Source organism: Streptomyces sp. NPDC005262, from assembly GCF_042872425.1.
In the GTDB taxonomy this organism is placed as follows: domain Bacteria; phylum Actinomycetota; class Actinomycetes; order Streptomycetales; family Streptomycetaceae; genus Streptomyces.
In genome coordinates, this window is sequence record NZ_JBIAKK010000002.1 from 774,600 (window position 1) to 790,243 (window position 15,644).

The window sequence follows — 15,644 nt, forward strand, 5'->3', positions numbered from 1 at the left end:
CCGGCCATGATCCGCCGGGCGGAACCGGGCCGTACCGGAGCGCCTCAGAGCGCGTCGGCGCCGTTGTTGCGCAAGGACTGGGCGTACTGCTGGAGGACCCAGACCTCGTTCTGCGCGGCCGCGAGATGGTCGGGCGCCACATTGCTGCCGAGACGGCTGAGGCTGCCCTGGACGTCGTTGATCCGGCGGTCGACGGCGCGCAGCCGGACCTTGACCAGGTGCTCGCCCGCGTACGCCTCGTCGATGGACTTGCCGTGGAAGACCTCCACGGCGAGCTCGGTGACCAGCTTGCGCACCGTGTCGTCGGGAGCGGCACCGAGGACGCCGACCAGATACTCGCGGGTGTCGGCGAGGCCCCGCTCGGCGCCGCCCGCCTCCGCGATGCACTGCCGCACCGCCGCGTACGGCGGGGCGGTGAACTCGTCGACCCCGTAGGCGTCGAAGGCCGGGGAGACCAGGGCGGGCCGTTGCAGGGCGAGCTTGAGCAGCTCGCGCTCGGTGCGGTGGGCGGGGCTGCGGAGATGGAGCGCCGGGCCCGACGGGCCGGCGGGAGGCCGGGCCTGCTGATGCTGGGGACCGCCACGGGTGGGCGCGGGGGCGGGGCCCCGGTCGCCGCGGTCGCGGGCCCAGCGGGCCAGCTGGGCGACGCGTTTGACGACGAACTGGGTGTCGAGGATGCCGAGCATCCCGGCCAGCTGGACGGCGACCTCGTGCTGCGAGGAGCTGTTCTTGATCCGGGCGACGACGGGGGCGGCCTCGTCGAGGGCGGCGCCGCGGCCCGCGGGGGTCTCCAGGTCGTACCGCCCGACGATCTGGCGGAGCGCGAACTCGAAGAGCGGCGTGCGAGGTTCGACCAGGTCGCGGACGGCCTCGTCGCCCTTGACGAGCCGCAGATCGCACGGGTCCATGTTGTCCGGGGCGATCGCGATGTACGTCTCCGCGGCGAACTTCTGGTCGTCCTCGAAGGCCCGCAGGGCGGCCTTCTGGCCGGCCGCGTCACCGTCGAACGTGAAGATCACCCGGGCGCTGCCGTTGTCCATCAGGAGCCGGCGGAGGATCTTGATGTGGTCGCCGCCGAAGGCCGTGCCGCAGGTGGCGATAGCGGTGGTGATGCCGGCGAGGTGGCAGGCCATGACGTCGGTGTAGCCCTCTACGACGACGGCCCGGCTGGCCTTCGCGATGTCCTTCTTCGCGTGGTCGATGCCGTACAGCACCTGCGACTTCTTGTAGATCGCGGTCTCGGGGGTGTTGAGGTACTTCGGCCCGTTGTCGTCGTCGCGGAGCTTGCGGGCACCGAAGCCGACGACCTCGCCGGACGTGTCGCTGATCGGCCACATCAGCCGGCCGCGGAAGCGGTCGATGGGACCGCGGCGGCCGTCCTGCGAGAGGCCCGAGGTGATCAGCTCCCGGTCGCTGAACCCCTTGCCCCGGAGGTAGCGGGTGAGGTGGTCCCAGCCGGCCGGGCTGTACCCGACGCCGAAGTGGGCGGCCGCCGCCTGGTCGAAGCCGCGCTCGGCGAGGAACTTCCGGCCGATCTCCGCCTCGGGGCTGTCCAGCTGCTCGACATAGAACTGGGCGGCGGCCTTGTGCGCCTCGACCAGCCGGATGCGCTCGCCGCGCTGGTGGGAGGGGTTGTAGCCGCCCTCCTCGTAGCGCAGGGTGATGCCCGCCTTGGCGGCGAGCCGCTCGACCGTCTCGGAGAAGGAGAGGTGGTCGATCTTCATCACGAACGCGATGGTGTCGCCGCCCTCCTGGCAGCCGAAGCAGTGGAAGAGTCCCTTGCTCGGGCTGACCTGGAAGGAGGGCGACTTCTCGTCGTGGAACGGGCAGAGCCCCTTGAGGTTGCCCCCGCCCGCGTTCCGCAGCTGGAGGTACTCCGAAACGACGGCGTCGATCGGGACCGCGTCCCGGACCGCCTTCACATCGTCGTCATTGATCCTGCCTGCCACGGGTGAAGTCTACGGGTGAGGGCGGACAGCAGGAGTGCACGGTCGTCGTCGCGGACGCCGGACGGGATCATGATCACGACCGCCCGGCGACGGAGCACGCGACGGAGAAGACGGTGGGGAGGACGGCGCGGAACACCGTCCTGATACGGCTCAGATCAGCGACTCCAGCGGCACCGACGGGTCCGCGAGCGCGTCCGGGTCGATCTGCCGGCCGGTCCGGATCAGCTCCTGCACGGTCTCGGTGACATCCCACACATTGACGTTCATCCCGGCCAGCACCCTGCGGTCCTTCAGCCAGAACGCGATGAACTCCCGCTTGCCCGCGTCGCCGCGGATGACGACCTGGTCGTACGAGCCCGGCGGCGCCCAGCCCGAGTATTCGAGCCCCAGGTCGTACTGGTCGGAGAAGAAGTACGGCACGCGGTCGTAGCCGACGTCCCGGCCGAGCATGGCGCGGGCCGCGGCCGGGCCGCTGTTCAGCGCGTTCGCCCAGTGCTCCACGCGCAGCCGGGTGCCGAACAGCGGGTGCGGCATGTTGGCCACGTCCCCGGCGGCGTAGATGTCCGGGTCGGAGGTCCGCAGCGAGGCGTCGACCGCGATGCCGCCACCGTCGCCACGGGCGGCGATCGCGAGACCGGCGGCTTCGGCGAGGGCGGCGCGCGGGGCGGCGCCGATCGCGGCGAGGACGTCGTGGGCGGGGTGTTCCTCGCCGTCGTCGGTGCGGGCGGCGAGGACCATGCCGTCCTGACCGATGATCTCGGTGAGCCTGGTGCCGAAGTGGAAGCGGACGCCGTGGTCGCTGTGGAGTTCGGTGAAGATCTGGCCGAGCTCGGGGCCGATGACCCGGAGAAGCGGGGTCGCCTCCGGCTCGACGACGGTGACCTCGGCACCGTATCCCCGGGCCGCCGCCGCGACCTCCAGGCCGATCCAGCCTGCCCCGGCGATCACCAGATGGCCGTTGTCGCGGCCGAGCGCGGCCAGCACGTTCTTCAGCCGGTCGGCGTGGGCGAGGCGGCGCAGATGGTGGACGCCGGCCAGGTCCGTACCGGGGATGTCGAGGCGGCGTGGTTCGGCCCCGGTGGCGAGCAGCAGCTTGTCGTAGTGGATGACGGTGCCGTCGCCGAGCTCCACCGAGCGGGCGTCACGGTCGATGGCGGTGACGGGCTGGCCGAGGTGGAGCTCCACATCGGCACCCGCGTACCAGGCCGTCTCATGGACGAAGACGCTTTCCCGGGCCTCCTTGCCGGCCAGATAGCCCTTGGAGAGGGGAGGCCGTTCGTACGGATGGTCCCGCTCATCGCCGACCAGGATCACCCGGCCGCTGAAACCCTCCGCCCGGAGTGTCTCGGCTGCCTTCGCCCCTGCCAGTCCTCCCCCGACGATGACGAACGTCCGATGTGCGTCGACCACTTTGGTGCCTCCTCGGTGCTTGCTTCGCTCCGCCGCCACCTGCGAGCGTCCCGCACGCAGCGTGATGGCGAAAGAGGGTGTACCCCGATCAGGTCACGTCCGGTGGCCGCAGGCCGGGGCCGATGCCGCGCGGAACGGGCCCCTGGCGGAGCCGCGCGCCCGCCCGGCGTGGCATGTGCTCCCAGCACATCACCTGCGCCGTTGCCGACCGTCATCGCCGCGCCCCACGGCCGCAGGACTTGCCCGGGGACGCGTCGGACAACCAGGCGAAAATTCGTGTGTGGGGGCCGCCGCCCGTGTCCCGGGCGGCGGCCCATCGGGCGCCTCTCACCCACATCGCACAGGTGACCCGGAGCGCGGACGGCCGGTCCGCGTCCGGGCAGGACGCTCGATGGCGGGGCGATCAGGGCCGGGGCGGAACCGGGTGGCCGCCCGGCCGTCCCCTCACTGCCCCCGGGAGGTGAGCAAGGTGTGCAGTGAGCGGGCCGAGGCGTCCGTGAGGGCCGCGATCTGGTCGACCAGGACGCGCTTGCGGGACCGGTCGTCGCAGGCGTGCTCGTACAGCGCGCGGAATTGTGGTTCCAGGCCGTCCGGGGCCCGGGCGGTCAGCGCCGCGGCCAGTTCCGCGATGACGATCCGCTGGTCGGCACGGATCGCCTCCTGTTCGGCGCGCTGCATCACATAGCGGTCGGCCACCGCCTTCAGGACGGCGCATTCGTTGCGTGCCTCGCGCGGGACGACGAGCTCGGCCGCGTACCTGCGGAGGCGGCCGGCTCCGTACGCCTGGCGGGTGGCGGTCTCGGCGGCCAGGCAGAACCGGCCGATCAGCTGGCTCGTCGCGTCCTTCAGCCGGGCCTGGGCGACGGCGGATCCGTCGTATCCGTGCGGCCACCACTCCTGGCCGATGAGCCGGTCGAGGGCCTCGGCCAGCTCCTGCGGGTCGGTGTCGGGCGGGACGTATCGCCCGATCGCCACCTTCCAGATCTCGCGGCGCTCCGGCTCCGCGAAGAGGCAGTCGGGGTCGATGTGGCCGGCGTGCAGACCGTCCTCGAAGTCGTGCACCGAGTAGGCGACGTCGTCGGACCAGTCCATCACCTGGGCCTCGAAGCACTTGCGGTACGACGGGGCGCCCTTGCGGGCCCACTCGAAGACCGGCAGGTCGTCCTCGTACACCCCGAATTTCCGGGAGCCGGGGTCGGTGGGGTGACCGCCTCGCGGCCACGGGTACTTGGTGGCGGCGTCCAGCGCCGCCCGGGACAGATTGAGCCCGACGCTGACCAGTTCGCCGGTCCGCACGTCGCGCACGAACCGCTTCGGCTCCAGCCGGGTCAGCAGCCGCAGCGACTGGGCGTTGCCCTCGAAGCCGCCGCAGTCGGAGGCGAAGTCGTTGAGCGCCTGCTCGCCGTTGTGCCCGAACGGCGGGTGGCCCATGTCGTGCGCCAGACAGGCCGTCTCGACCAGATCGGGGTCGCAGCCGAGCGCCGCACCGAGCTCCCGGCCGACCTGGGCGCATTCCAGGGAGTGCGTGAGTCTGGTCCGCGGGCTGGCGTCCCAGGCGAGGCTGCGGGTGCCGGGCGTGACGACCTGGGTCTTCCCGGCGAGTCTGCGCAGCGCGGCCGAGTGCAGCACGCGGGCACGGTCGCGCTGGAAGGCGGTACGGCCCGGCCGTTTGTCGGGCTCGGTGTCCCAGCGCTCGGTGTCGGCCGCGCCATAGGGCGTGGTGCCGTGTTCCTGTGTGCCCCGCGTACCGTCCATGGTCCCGACACTAAACGGCCGGACCGGCAAGAAGGCTCAGGCGGACGCCAGGAGATGGTCGTTCGTCGCGACTTCATGTGCCGGGAGTGCGCCGGTCAGCGCCTGGTCGTACCGGTGCAGGAGCAGCCGCGCCATCGCGGGATGCGCGCCGAGCGGCGCCGCGGCAGTACCGGGGGCGGCAGCGGCGGCCGCCGTCGCGAAGCGGCCGGGTGCGGTGAAGTACGAGGCGACGGCGACCCGGTCCCGGCCGCGGGCGGCGAGGGCGCGCAGCGCGACGGGGACGGTGGGCGCGGTGGCGGAGGCGTACGCGGGGACGACGGGCACCCCGCCGAGCCGTTCGCTGAGCATCTGTGCGGTGCGGCGGGTGTCGGCGGCCGAATCGGGGTCGCGCGAACCGGCGGCGGCGAGGACCACGGCGGAGCCGCGGCTGACGGCCTCCTCGGCCGGCCAGCCCGCTTCGACGAGCCGCCCGTACAGCGCCTCGACGAGTAGGGGGTGCGGCCCGAGCGGCGCGGCGATCGTGGCCCGCAGGGACGGTGCGGCGGCGACCGCCGCAGGTATGTCCCGCTTCACGTGGTGGCCGCGGCCGAGCAGCAGCGGTACGAGAACGGCGTCACCGGATCCCAGGCCGGACAGGGCTGCCGGCAGGAGCGGCTCGTTCAGCTCGATGTGGCCGAGCCCGACGTCCAGCCCCGGGCGCAGTTCCCGCACCCGGTCCAGCAGCTTCATGACCGTGCGCAGCGCCTGCGGATCGCGGCTGCCGTGCGCCACCGCGACGAGGGCGGGGGCGCGGGTGATGGTGGCGGCGCCCGGTGCGGAGCCGCCGGTGCGGTGGTGCATGGGTCTGCGCGTTCCGTTCAGGGAGACATGGCTGAGCTGGGCGCCCAGCTGGGCGGTGATGCGGGTCAACAGTTGCGCTGTGCTGTCGAGAGGCAGGGACTCACGGGGCTGTGCCGATGCCGACTCCGTCATGGACCGATGGTGGCGGGCGCAGGTTGCCAGGTCGTTGCGCAGGGGTGACGGGTCTTTGCCACGGGCTCACGGCGCGGTCGGCGGCCCGAAGAGGCGCTCCAGGACGAGGGCCACCCCGTCCTCCTCGTTCGACATCGTGTGGGACGGTACGGCGGCGAGCACGGCCGGGTGGGCGTTGCCCATGGCGTATCCGGTGCCCGCCCAGTCGAGGACGGTCAGGTCGTTGGGCATGTCGCCGAAGGCGATCACCTCGGTGGCGTCGATGCCGCGCCCGGCGCAGAGCTCCGCGAGAGTGGCCGCCTTGGTGACCCCGAACGCGCTGATCTCCAGGAGTCCGCGCCCGCCGGAGTGGGTGAACTGGACTTCGCTGCCTGCCAGGCCCACCCCTTGCCGGGCTGCGGCCAGCAGGGTGTCCGCGTCGAGCCGGTCGGACCAGGCGAGGAGTTTGGTGACGGGCACCTCGGTCAGCCACAGGTCCGCCAGGGACGCCACGGGCAGTTCGGCGTCGATGTCCTCGGACATTCGCAGCCGGTACGCCGGTTCGTACAGGACCTGGTTACCGGTCTCGAGGGCGAAGCCCACCTCCGGCAGGACGGCGGCGATTGCGATGGCCACGCGTCGGGCGACGGTGACGGGCAGGACGCGGGAGGAGACGACCGTGCGCGTTGCGATGTCGTAGACCAGCGCACCGTTGCTGCACACCGCCGTCCCCGTCAGCCCCGTCGCCTCGGCGAGCCGGTCGACGAACCTGGGCGGCCTGGCGGTGACGAGGACGACCTCCGCACCGGCGCTCTCGGCCGAGCGCAGAGCGCGGAGGGTGCGGGAGGAGAGGGTGCCGTCGCGGCGCAGAAGAGTGCCGTCGAGGTCGGAGGCGATCAACCGGGGAAGCGACATCGGCCGATGTTATGACGCGGGGTCCGCGCCCGGTGTGCGCACGCCACGCATGGCCGCCGCATGCCACCGGCGCGGCCGCGAAGGCGTGTCGGGCTGCCACCGGTCCGGATAAGGAATGTCGCGGCGTGGAGAACCCTTCTGACCTGATACTCGTCCGATGAGTTGACGCAATGACACCGACCGAGGGACTCCGATGCGAGGGAAGCGGCCGCAATGGCTGGGGTGGCTCGGGCGGCTGCGGCCGCGCACGCGGCGTGGGCAGCGGTGGGCCGTGCAGGGGGTGATGGCGGCCTGTGTGCTGGGCCTGGCTCCCGCGACCTGGATGTACTCCGTCGCCGACGCCCGGGTCCGGACGACCGCGGACGCGCCCGCGCAGCAGGTCGCCGTGGTGTTCGGGGCCGGCCTCTGGGACGGGAAGCCGTCGCCGTATCTCGCGAACCGGCTGAACACGGCCGCCGAGCTGTACCGGGACGGCAAGGTGAAGGTCGTGCTGGTGACCGGTGACAACAGCCGCGAGGAGTACGACGAGCCGGATGCCATGCGGGCGTATCTCGTGGCGCACGGGGTTCCGGACAAGCGGATCGTCAGCGACTTCGCCGGGTTCGACACGTGGGACTCCTGCGTGCGGGCCAGGAAGATCTTCGGGGTCGACCGGGCCGTGCTGGTGAGCCAGGGGTTCCACATCCGGCGGGCGATCGCGCTGTGCCGGTCCGCAGGCATCGACGCGTACGGGGTCGGGGTCGACGCCAAGCACGACGCGACCTGGTACTACGGCGGGACTCGGGAGGTGTTCGCGGCGGGGAAGGCGGCACTGGACGCGATGTTCAAGCCGGATCCGCACTTCCTGGGGCCCGAGGAGCCCGGGGTCGGCGAGGCCCTGGCGACCGGCGGGCGGTGAGGACGCCGACCGGCCTCACCGGCCCGGTGGAGGCCGACCTCACGAGCCCGGCGTAGGTGGGCTGAGGTCCACGTTCCGGCGGCGTAACCGGTCGCGGGCGTCCGCGTAACACCTGGCTCGCAGGCTGGAGCCCATGGCCCGCACCGAGATCGCCCCTACCGCGACCCACTGCCCGTACTGCTCGCTGCAGTGCGGGATGAATCTGCGACCGGTCACCGGCGGCCCGGTGGTCGAGGTCGTGGAGCGTACCGATTTTCCCGTCAACCGTGGCGCCCTGTGCGGCAAGGGCCGGACCGCGCCGGCCGTGCTCTCCTCACGGGTACGGCTGACCGGACCGCTCGTGCGCGACGCGGTCAGTGGCGAGCTGGAGCCGGCCGGCTGGGACGAGGCGCTGGCCGCGATCGCCGACGGGCTCCGGCGCACCCGGGCCGTGCACGGGCCCGATGCCGTGGGGGTGTTCGGCGGTGGCGGGCTCACCAACGAGAAGGCGTACGCGCTCGGGAAGTTCGCACGGGTGGCCCTGTCGACCTCCCAGATCGACTACAACGGGCGGTTCTGCATGTCGTCGGCGGCCGCCGCGCACCAGCGGGCCTTCGGCCTCGACCGCGGGCTGCCGTTCCCACTGGAGGACATCGCGCGCACCGGATGCGTGATCCTCGTCGGGTCGAACCTCGCCGAGACGATGCCGCCCGCGCTGCGCTTTCTGACCGAACTGCGCGAGAACGGCGGCCGGTTGATCGTCATCGATCCGCGCCGGACCCGCACCGCCGAGCAGGCCGATCTGCATCTGGCGCCCCGGCCCGGCACGGATCTCGCGCTCGCACTCGGAATGCTGCATCTGGTGGTGGCGGCCGGCCGGGTGGACGAGGAGTTCGTACGCGACCGTACGGCCGGCTGGGACGATGCCAGGGCCGGAGTCATGGCGCACTGGCCGGAGCTGGTGGAGCGGCTGACCGGGGTGCCGGTGCCGCAGCTCCGGGAGGCCGTCGAGATGTTCTGCGATGCGCCGGACGCAATGGTGCTGACCGCGCGCGGACCCGAACAGCAGTCCAAGGGCACGGACACGGTCGGCGCCTGGATCAACCTCTGCCTGGCCACCGGCCGGGCGGGCAGACCGCTGTCCGGGTACGGGTGTCTGACCGGGCAGGGCAACGGTCAGGGCGGGCGCGAACACGGGCAGAAGGCCGACCAGTTGCCCGGCTACCGCAAGCTCACCGACCCGGCGGCGCGCCGTCATGTGGCGCAGGTGTGGGGGGTCGACCCGGACTCGCTGCCGGGGCCGGGGCGCAGTGCGTACGAGCTCCTCGACGCGCTGGGGACGGACGTGCGGTCGCTGTTGGTGATGGGGTCCAACCCGGTGGTGTCCGCGCCGCACGCCGCGCATGTGGAGGAGCGGCTGCGGTCGCTGGACTTCCTCGCGGTCGCGGACGTGGTGCTGTCGGAGACGGCGGCGCTGGCCGATGTGGTGCTGCCGGTGACGCAGTGGGCGGAGGAGACCGGCACGACGACCAGTCTGGAGGGCAGGGTGCTGCTGCGGCAGCGGGCGGTCACCGCGCCGGACGGCGTCCGCAGCGATCTGGAGGTGCTGCACGGGCTGGCCGCGCTCCTCGGGCACGGCAAGGGGTTCCCCACCGACCCCGAGGAGGTCTTCGACGAGCTCCGGCGCGCTTCCGCGGGCGGTCCCGCCGACTATGCGGGGATCACGTACGGGCGGATCGCGGCGGAGAACGGGGTGTTCTGGCCGTGCCCGGACGAGCAGCATGCCGGTACGCCGCGGCTGTTCCTGGACCGGTTCGCCACGGACGACGGGCGGGCGCGGTTCGTACCCGTGACGCACCGTCCGGCCGCCGAGGAGACCGACCGGGAGTATCCGGTGGTGCTGACGACCGGCCGGGTGGTCGCCCAGTACCAGTCGGGTGCGCAGACCCGCCGGGTGGACGAGCTGAACGCCGCGGCCCCCGGCCCGTTCGTGGAACTGCATCCGCGGCTCGCCGAGCGGATCGGGGTGGCGGAGGGCGATCCGGTGGCGGTCACCTCGCGGCGGGGGCGGGTGGTGGCGCCCGCCCGGATCACCGGTGCGATCCGGCAGGACACCGTCTTCATGCCGTTCCACTGGGCGGGTGAGGGCCGGGCCAACACGCTGACGAACCCGGCCCTGGACCCGGTGTCGCGGATGCCGGAGTTCAAGGTGTGCGCGGTGCGGGTGGAGGCGGCCGCCGGGTGAGCCAATCGCCTCCGGGGATGGGGATGCCGCCGGTACGGAGGGTGCGGGTGACGGGGGCGGCGGCGAGGTATACCCAGGCGCGGGCGGTTCCGGAGGCGGGCGGGACCGCGCCCGGCAGGCGGACTTCGCGGACGACCCGCTCGTAGAGATTGCGCGGGTTCCCCGGTCCGACGTACTCCTCCAGCCGGTCGAGGAGGACGAGCAGCTCCGCGTACATGACGGGCGCGGCCGTGACGAGCGTGCCGCGCACGGTGCCGTGGCCCTCGATCGCGTACGGGTAGCCGGGGCCTTCGTACAGCAGGGCGCCAGGCAGCAGGGCCGGCTGTTCCGCGATCGCCCGGTCCCGGAGGAAGAGGTCGTGGTTGTGCTCGCCGGGGAGCAGCGTGCCGTAGACGAAGAAGGGCAGTTCGGGGTCGGTCCGCGGCATGGTCAGAGAGCCGTGGCCGGGGCCGTCTCCGCAGTCACCCAGGCGAGGTAGCGGTCGCTCCCCCGTGCCACCGGTGTCGCGATGATCTCCGGAATCTCGTAGTCGTGCGCCGCCCGGAGGTGTTCCTCCAGTTCGTCGTAGCGCCCGGCCACCGTCTTGAAGAGCACCTGCCACTCCTCCGTGGTCTCGATGGCGTTCCGCCACCGGTAGACGGAGGTGACGGGTGCGGAGATCTGCGCGCATGCCGCGAGCCGCGCCTCCACCGCGCCCTGGGCGAGGGCGTGGGCCTTCTCCTCGCTGTCCGTGGTGGTCAGAACGGTCAGCCATGCCGGCGTCGTCACCGTCGGTCTCCTCAGCTCTTCGGCTCTGTTCTTCGGATCTTGTGCCTGTGGCGTGTCCTTCTCGTCGATTGTCGGGGCGGTTCGGTGCTGTGTCCTCCTTCATCACCCTTGCGGTATGGACATGACATGTCATGAACCCTTAAATCTGAGGCGAGTTCAGAAGTACCGCTCAGAACACCCTTTCCCCCGCACTCCGAGGAGTCCGATGAGATCGATTCGGCATGCATCGCGCCTCACCCCACTCGGCATAGCCGCTGCCGGCGCCACTCTGCTGGCCTCCGCCCTCACCGCGACCACGGGCGCCGCCGCGGCCGGTCACCCGGCCCCGAGCCCTGCCGCCGCCGTCCGTCACGCCGAGGCCGCACTCACCGGGCACGCCACCGCACTGGGCCTCACCGGCGCCCAGGACACCGCGGTGCGCGATGTGGTCGTCGACAAGGACGGCAGCCAGCATGTGCGCTACGACCGCACCTACCGCCAGCTGCCCGTCCTCGGCGGCGACTTCGTCGTCCACCTCGCACCCGACGGCGCGTACCGGAGCGCCGACCGGGCCGTCCGCGGCGATCTCGCCGTGCCGACCGTGACCCCGGCCCTCTCCGCGTCGGGCGCCGCCGACCTGGGTGCCGCCGCACTGCGCTCGGCCCACCGCGGCGTGCAGCTCCGCAAGGTCGCCGCACAGCCGCAGCTCGTCGTGGACGCCCTGCACGGCGCGCCCAAGCTGGCCTGGCGCACCGAGGCGGCCGGCAAGGACTCACTGGGCAACCCGGTCGCCCGCGTCGTGCTCACCGACGCGCGCACGGCCCGGCAGATCGACGCCTGGGACAGCCTGGAGACGGCGTCCGGCGACGGCCGGTCGCTGTACAGCGGCACGGTCCCGCTGCAGACGACCCAGTCGGGATCGACGTACCAGCTCAAGGACGCGACGCGCGGCAACACCTACTCCGGCGACGCGCAGAACAAGACCGACGGCTGCATCCTCACCATCTGCTGGAGCCGGGCGCCCGCGGTGCTGTTCACCGACGCCGACAACCACTGGGGCAACGGGACCGCCTCCGACCGCGCATCGGCGGCGGTCGACGCCCAGTACGGCACGGACACCACCTGGGACTACTACAAGAGCGTGCACGGCCGGAACGGCATCGCCGGGGACGGCAAGGGCTCGTACAACCGGGTGCACTACGGCAACGGCTACAACAACGCCTTCTGGGACGACACCTGCTTCTGCATGACGTACGGGGACGGCGACGGTTCGACCTTCGGACCGCTGGTCGCGCTGGACGTGGCCGGGCACGAGATGTCGCACGGCGTGACGTCCAAGACGGCCGCCCTCACCTACTCCGGTGAGCCGGGCGGCCTCAACGAGGCCACCTCCGACATCTTCGGCACTCTGGTGGAGTTCCACGCGAACAACCCGCAGGACCCGGGCGACTACCTCATCGGCGAGAAGATCGTGAAGCCCGGCTTCGGGAAGGCCGCGTTGCGGTTCATGGACCAGCCCTCCAAGGACGGCAACTCGGCGGACTGCTGGAGCTCCTCGGTCGGCAATCTGGATGTTCACTACTCGTCCGGTGTCGCCAACCACTTCGCCTATCTGCTGGCCGAGGGCAGCGGCCCGAAGGTCATCGGCGGTGTCCAGCACAACGGCACCACGTGCAACGGGGCGACGCTGAGCGGCATCGGCAAGGACAAGCTCGGCAAGATCTGGTACCGGGCGCTGACCGTCTACATGACGTCCTCCACCAAGTACGCGGGTGCCCGCACCGCGACGCTCGACGCGGCGAAGGACCTGTTCGGCGCCGGCAGCGCGGAGCAGAACGCGGTGGCCGCTGCCTGGTCGGCGGTTTCGGTCGGCTGACCTGGCGCAGGTCCCGGAGTGGCTGCCCGCTCCGGGACCTGCAGCGGTCTGATCTACCGTCAATCACCGTACGGACGAACCGCCTTGGCCTCGCGCAGTGCCTGCCCCCACCAGACCAGCTGATCGAGAAGTGTCTTCGCCGCCGCGTCCACGGCCGCCGGATCCCGGTGCCTGCGGTCGTCGTCGAACAGGGCGCCCGCGTTGTGGAACGACACCGTGTCGCGGATGGAGACGGCGTGCAGTTCGGCGAAGACCTGACGGAGGTGCTCGACAGCCCGCAGACCGCCGGACACTCCCCCGTACGAGACGAAAGCGACGGGCTTGGCCTGCCATTCGGCGTGATGCCAGTCGATGAGGTTCTTCAGCGGGGCAGGGAACGAGTGGTTGTACTCGGGCGTGACGACGACGAAGGCGTCGGCGGCAGCCAACCGGGGTGAAATCTCTGCCAGTTGTGCAGATGCCTCAGGGCCGGGGCGGTGCGAGAGTGCGTACGGGAGATCGAGGTCGGCGAGGTCGACGAGATCGGTCTCGATGTCCGGGTGGTCCGCCGTACGCGAGAGGAACCAGTCGGCGATCACGGGGGCGAAGCGGCCCTCGCGGTTGCTGGCCAGGATGACCGCGACCTTCAGGGGTGCGGTGGTGACGGATGCGACCGGGGCAGGTGTCATGAGGTCCATGCAGCGAGACTCGTACCTCAACCAAGATTGAGGTCAAGCCGCATCCTCCACCCCTTCGGCATACGGTGGAACACATGACGACCGCCGCACCCCTGTACGCCGAGTTCAACGGACACGCAGCAACGGAGGCGGACCTCCTGATCCCCGCCTTCTCCAACTACGGCCACTTCACGGCCATGCAGGTCAGGGGCGGAAAGGTGCGCGGCCTCGCCTTCCACCTGGCCCGGCTGGACGCCGCGAACCAGGAACTGTTCGACCACGGCCTGGACGGCGCACGGATCCGCGGGCTGATCCGGCACGCACTCGACGGTGCGGGGGTACGGGACGCCTCGACCCGGGTGCATGCCTTCCTGCCGTCCGGCGACACGGAGGCGACGGTCATGGTCACGGTGCGCGGACCGGCACAGAAGTCCCCCGCACCGCACAGCCTGATGTCCGTGCCGTATGTGCGCACCGCGCCGCACATCAAGCGCCCCGGCGACTTCGGCCAGACGTATTACGGGCGGCTCGCCGCACGCTCCGGATTCGACGAGGCACTGCTGACCGCGCCGGACGGAACGGTGACCGAAGGCGCGATCACCAACATCGCTTTCTGGGACGGCACTTCGGTCGTCTGGCCCGCCGCACCGTCGCTCCACGGCGTCACCATGGCCCTGCTGGAACAGGAGCTTCCGGGGGCCGGACTGGCCTCCGTGCGGCGACCGGTGACGCTGGACGGGATCGGCGCCTTCCGGTCGGCTTTCCTCACCAACTCACAAGGCATCGCGCCGATCCGGCGGATCGACGACGCGGAGTTCACCGTCGACGAGGAACTGATGAAGCAGGTGGGGCTGGCGTACGAGGGCGCCCCCTGGGACACCGTCTGAGGCCGCCCACGCGGCGGCTCCGGTGCGCTCGACCGCCCGGCCGAGTACACCGCGGCCGCCGGGCCGCTCGGCTTCACCCTCGAACGGAGGCCGCCCCCATCGGGCCCAGGGGGGAGTGGGTCCGATGGGGGCGGCGGCCGGGCGGCCGAAGGAGCCGTCCCGTGGGGGGTGAAGTGCGTGTGCCCGGGGTCGGCGAGGTCATGCATGTGACGTACACCACTCATGCCCCGAAGGTCGTCACCCAATCGGCACGGCGTGTCGCGGGACGGGCTGAACCCACCTCAAACAGGGATCTGACCTGCAGATATACCGCCCGGCAAGGAGGCGGGGCCGGGCCGATCGAGTGAAAGCTGACTCGACGTCAGCAGGCGTGGGTGGCGGGCCGCCCGTTAGCTCGGAGTCAGGAGACACCAGCCAGCGCCTTCGCTCGGAGGAACCCCCCATGCCCCGTCCTGCCCGCCTCGTGACCGGCACCGCCGCCGCAGCTCTCACAGTTGCTGCTGTCGGCCTCTTCACCGCCGCGCCGTCAGCGTACGCAGGTGAGCTCGGGTCACCGGAGATATCTCCGGTCGCCGCGGCTCAAGGGGAACCGGTCGGAACCACGGCCTCCGGGAGCGACGCGAGGGCCACCGGGCAGGACAACGCCTCCGGTGACGACCCGGGCAGCGGGTCCAACGTGCCTTCCCTGGACGACCTGGCCTCCAGGGGAGAGAACCTCCTCGGGAACGCGAACCCCTTCGGGCTCGGGACCTCCACCGGGCAGTCCGATACCGGAAACGGGCGCGACACCGGGAACGGAAACGGCGGACGCGACACCGGGAACGGCGGGCGGGAGAACGGGAACGGCAACGGCAACGGCAACGGCGGACGCGACACCGGGAACGGCAACGGGAACGGCGGACGCGGCACCGGGAACGGCAACGGGAACGGCGGGCGCGACACCGGAAACGGCGGACGCGACACCGGGAGCGGCAACGGGAACGGGAACGGCGGGCGCGACACCGGAAACGGCGGACGCGACACCGGGAACGGCAACGGCGGGCGCGACACCGGAAACGGCGGACGCGACACCGGGAACGGCAACGGGAACGTCGGCGGCGGCGACAGCTACGGCTCCCCCAGCGGCCCTTCCGGGCACGTCAAAACTGGTGTAGGCGGCTCCGTCCGCCCGGACACCACCCAGATCGCGGCGGGTGTCGGCGTTCTCGCCGCATCCGCCGTCGGCGGAGCCTGGCTCCTGCGTCGTCGGGCGAGCGGCACGCAGGCCGGCAGCTGACGGAGGCGTATCCACGCCCCCGTCACCGCCAGGATTCCGTCCCGGTGGCCTCGCGCCACCGGGACGGGACCCATTCCCACCTTCTCCACCCCGGAGGACA

The 15,644-nt window shown here is 71.8% G+C and carries 13 protein-coding genes; 5 read left to right on the forward strand and 8 right to left on the reverse strand.

Annotated features, from left to right (window positions below):
* Positions 1-44: 44 nt before the first annotated feature.
* From dnaG to ACFYP5_RS08755, 5 genes are all read right to left on the reverse strand, one after another.
* Positions 45-1,949: a DNA primase gene (gene dnaG / locus ACFYP5_RS08735; RefSeq protein WP_389032334.1), complete on the reverse strand. Its 1,905-nt coding sequence runs from the start codon at positions 1,947-1,949 to the stop codon at positions 45-47.
* Between the two features lie 150 nt (positions 1,950-2,099).
* A complete protein-coding gene (locus tag ACFYP5_RS08740) occupies positions 2,100-3,359 on the reverse strand; it encodes an NAD(P)/FAD-dependent oxidoreductase (RefSeq protein WP_389032337.1) in 1,260 nt (419 codons plus the stop codon).
* Positions 3,360-3,803: 444 nt separating this feature from the next.
* The gene (locus ACFYP5_RS08745; protein WP_389032340.1) at positions 3,804-5,114 is read right to left on the reverse strand and encodes a deoxyguanosinetriphosphate triphosphohydrolase; all 1,311 of its coding nucleotides are present in this window, start codon (positions 5,112-5,114) and stop codon (positions 3,804-3,806) included.
* A gap of 36 nt (positions 5,115-5,150) precedes the next feature.
* On the reverse strand, positions 5,151-6,086 hold the full coding sequence (locus tag ACFYP5_RS08750) for a sirohydrochlorin chelatase (protein ID WP_389032342.1): 936 nt from the start codon (positions 6,084-6,086) through the stop codon (positions 5,151-5,153).
* A gap of 66 nt (positions 6,087-6,152) precedes the next feature.
* On the reverse strand, positions 6,153-6,980 hold the full coding sequence (locus ACFYP5_RS08755) for a Cof-type HAD-IIB family hydrolase (protein WP_389032345.1): 828 nt from the start codon (positions 6,978-6,980) through the stop codon (positions 6,153-6,155).
* Positions 6,981-7,173: 193 nt separating this feature from the next.
* Between ACFYP5_RS08755 and ACFYP5_RS08760 the strand changes: the two genes are divergently transcribed.
* On the forward strand, positions 7,174-7,878 hold the full coding sequence (locus tag ACFYP5_RS08760) for a vancomycin high temperature exclusion protein (protein ID WP_389032348.1): 705 nt from the start codon (positions 7,174-7,176) through the stop codon (positions 7,876-7,878).
* 133 nt (positions 7,879-8,011) lie between these two features.
* Positions 8,012-10,102: a molybdopterin oxidoreductase family protein gene (locus tag ACFYP5_RS08765; protein WP_389032350.1), complete on the forward strand. Its 2,091-nt coding sequence runs from the start codon at positions 8,012-8,014 to the stop codon at positions 10,100-10,102.
* Here ACFYP5_RS08765 and ACFYP5_RS08770 read toward each other — a convergent pair.
* Together ACFYP5_RS08770 and cutA are read right to left on the reverse strand one after the other, a co-directional pair.
* Positions 10,062-10,529 carry a gamma-glutamylcyclotransferase family protein gene (locus tag ACFYP5_RS08770; protein WP_389032353.1) on the reverse strand — a complete coding sequence of 156 codons (468 nt, stop codon included), beginning with the start codon at positions 10,527-10,529 and terminating at the stop codon, positions 10,062-10,064. The genes ACFYP5_RS08765 and ACFYP5_RS08770 overlap by 41 nt on opposite strands.
* Before the next feature lie 2 nt (positions 10,530-10,531).
* A complete protein-coding gene (cutA, locus tag ACFYP5_RS08775; RefSeq protein WP_389032355.1) occupies positions 10,532-10,870 on the reverse strand; it encodes a divalent-cation tolerance protein CutA in 339 nt (112 codons plus the stop codon).
* Between the two features lie 205 nt (positions 10,871-11,075).
* On the opposite strand from cutA, the gene ACFYP5_RS08780 reads away from it, so the two are divergent.
* Positions 11,076-12,725 (forward strand): M4 family metallopeptidase, encoded by a 1,650-nt coding sequence (locus ACFYP5_RS08780; RefSeq protein ID WP_389032358.1) that lies wholly within the window; start codon positions 11,076-11,078, stop codon positions 12,723-12,725.
* A gap of 59 nt (positions 12,726-12,784) precedes the next feature.
* Here ACFYP5_RS08780 and ACFYP5_RS08785 read toward each other — a convergent pair whose 3' ends face one another.
* A complete protein-coding gene (locus ACFYP5_RS08785; protein WP_389032361.1) occupies positions 12,785-13,402 on the reverse strand; it encodes an NADPH-dependent FMN reductase in 618 nt (205 codons plus the stop codon).
* A 74-nt stretch (positions 13,403-13,476) separates the two neighbouring features.
* On the opposite strand from ACFYP5_RS08785, the gene ACFYP5_RS08790 reads away from it, so the two are divergent.
* Positions 13,477-14,268: an aminotransferase class IV family protein gene (locus ACFYP5_RS08790; protein ID WP_389032364.1), complete on the forward strand. Its 792-nt coding sequence runs from the start codon at positions 13,477-13,479 to the stop codon at positions 14,266-14,268.
* A 442-nt stretch (positions 14,269-14,710) separates the two neighbouring features.
* Entirely contained in the window at positions 14,711-15,544 is an 834-nt protein-coding gene (locus tag ACFYP5_RS08795; RefSeq protein WP_389032367.1) for a hypothetical protein, read from the forward strand.
* Positions 15,545-15,644: the final 100 nt, after the last annotated feature.

Bases quoted from the DNA above. Each gene is read 5' to 3' on its own strand.
- ACFYP5_RS08745 (WP_389032340.1), bottom strand. From the start codon at position 5,114: ATGGACGGTACGCGGGGCACACAGGAACACGGCACCACGCCCTATGGC.
- ACFYP5_RS08750 (WP_389032342.1), bottom strand. From the start codon at position 6,086: ATGACGGAGTCGGCATCGGCACAGCCCCGTGAGTCCCTGCCTCTCGAC.
- ACFYP5_RS08755 (WP_389032345.1), bottom strand. From the start codon at position 6,980: ATGTCGCTTCCCCGGTTGATCGCCTCCGACCTCGACGGCACTCTTCTG.
- ACFYP5_RS08760 (WP_389032348.1), top strand. From the start codon at position 7,174: ATGCGAGGGAAGCGGCCGCAATGGCTGGGGTGGCTCGGGCGGCTGCGG.
- ACFYP5_RS08765 (WP_389032350.1), top strand. From the start codon at position 8,012: ATGGCCCGCACCGAGATCGCCCCTACCGCGACCCACTGCCCGTACTGC.
- ACFYP5_RS08770 (WP_389032353.1), bottom strand. From the start codon at position 10,529: ATGCCGCGGACCGACCCCGAACTGCCCTTCTTCGTCTACGGCACGCTG.
- ACFYP5_RS08780 (WP_389032358.1), top strand. From the start codon at position 11,076: ATGAGATCGATTCGGCATGCATCGCGCCTCACCCCACTCGGCATAGCC.
- ACFYP5_RS08785 (WP_389032361.1), bottom strand. From the start codon at position 13,402: ATGGACCTCATGACACCTGCCCCGGTCGCATCCGTCACCACCGCACCC.
- ACFYP5_RS08790 (WP_389032364.1), top strand. From the start codon at position 13,477: ATGACGACCGCCGCACCCCTGTACGCCGAGTTCAACGGACACGCAGCA.
- ACFYP5_RS08795 (WP_389032367.1), top strand. From the start codon at position 14,711: ATGCCCCGTCCTGCCCGCCTCGTGACCGGCACCGCCGCCGCAGCTCTC.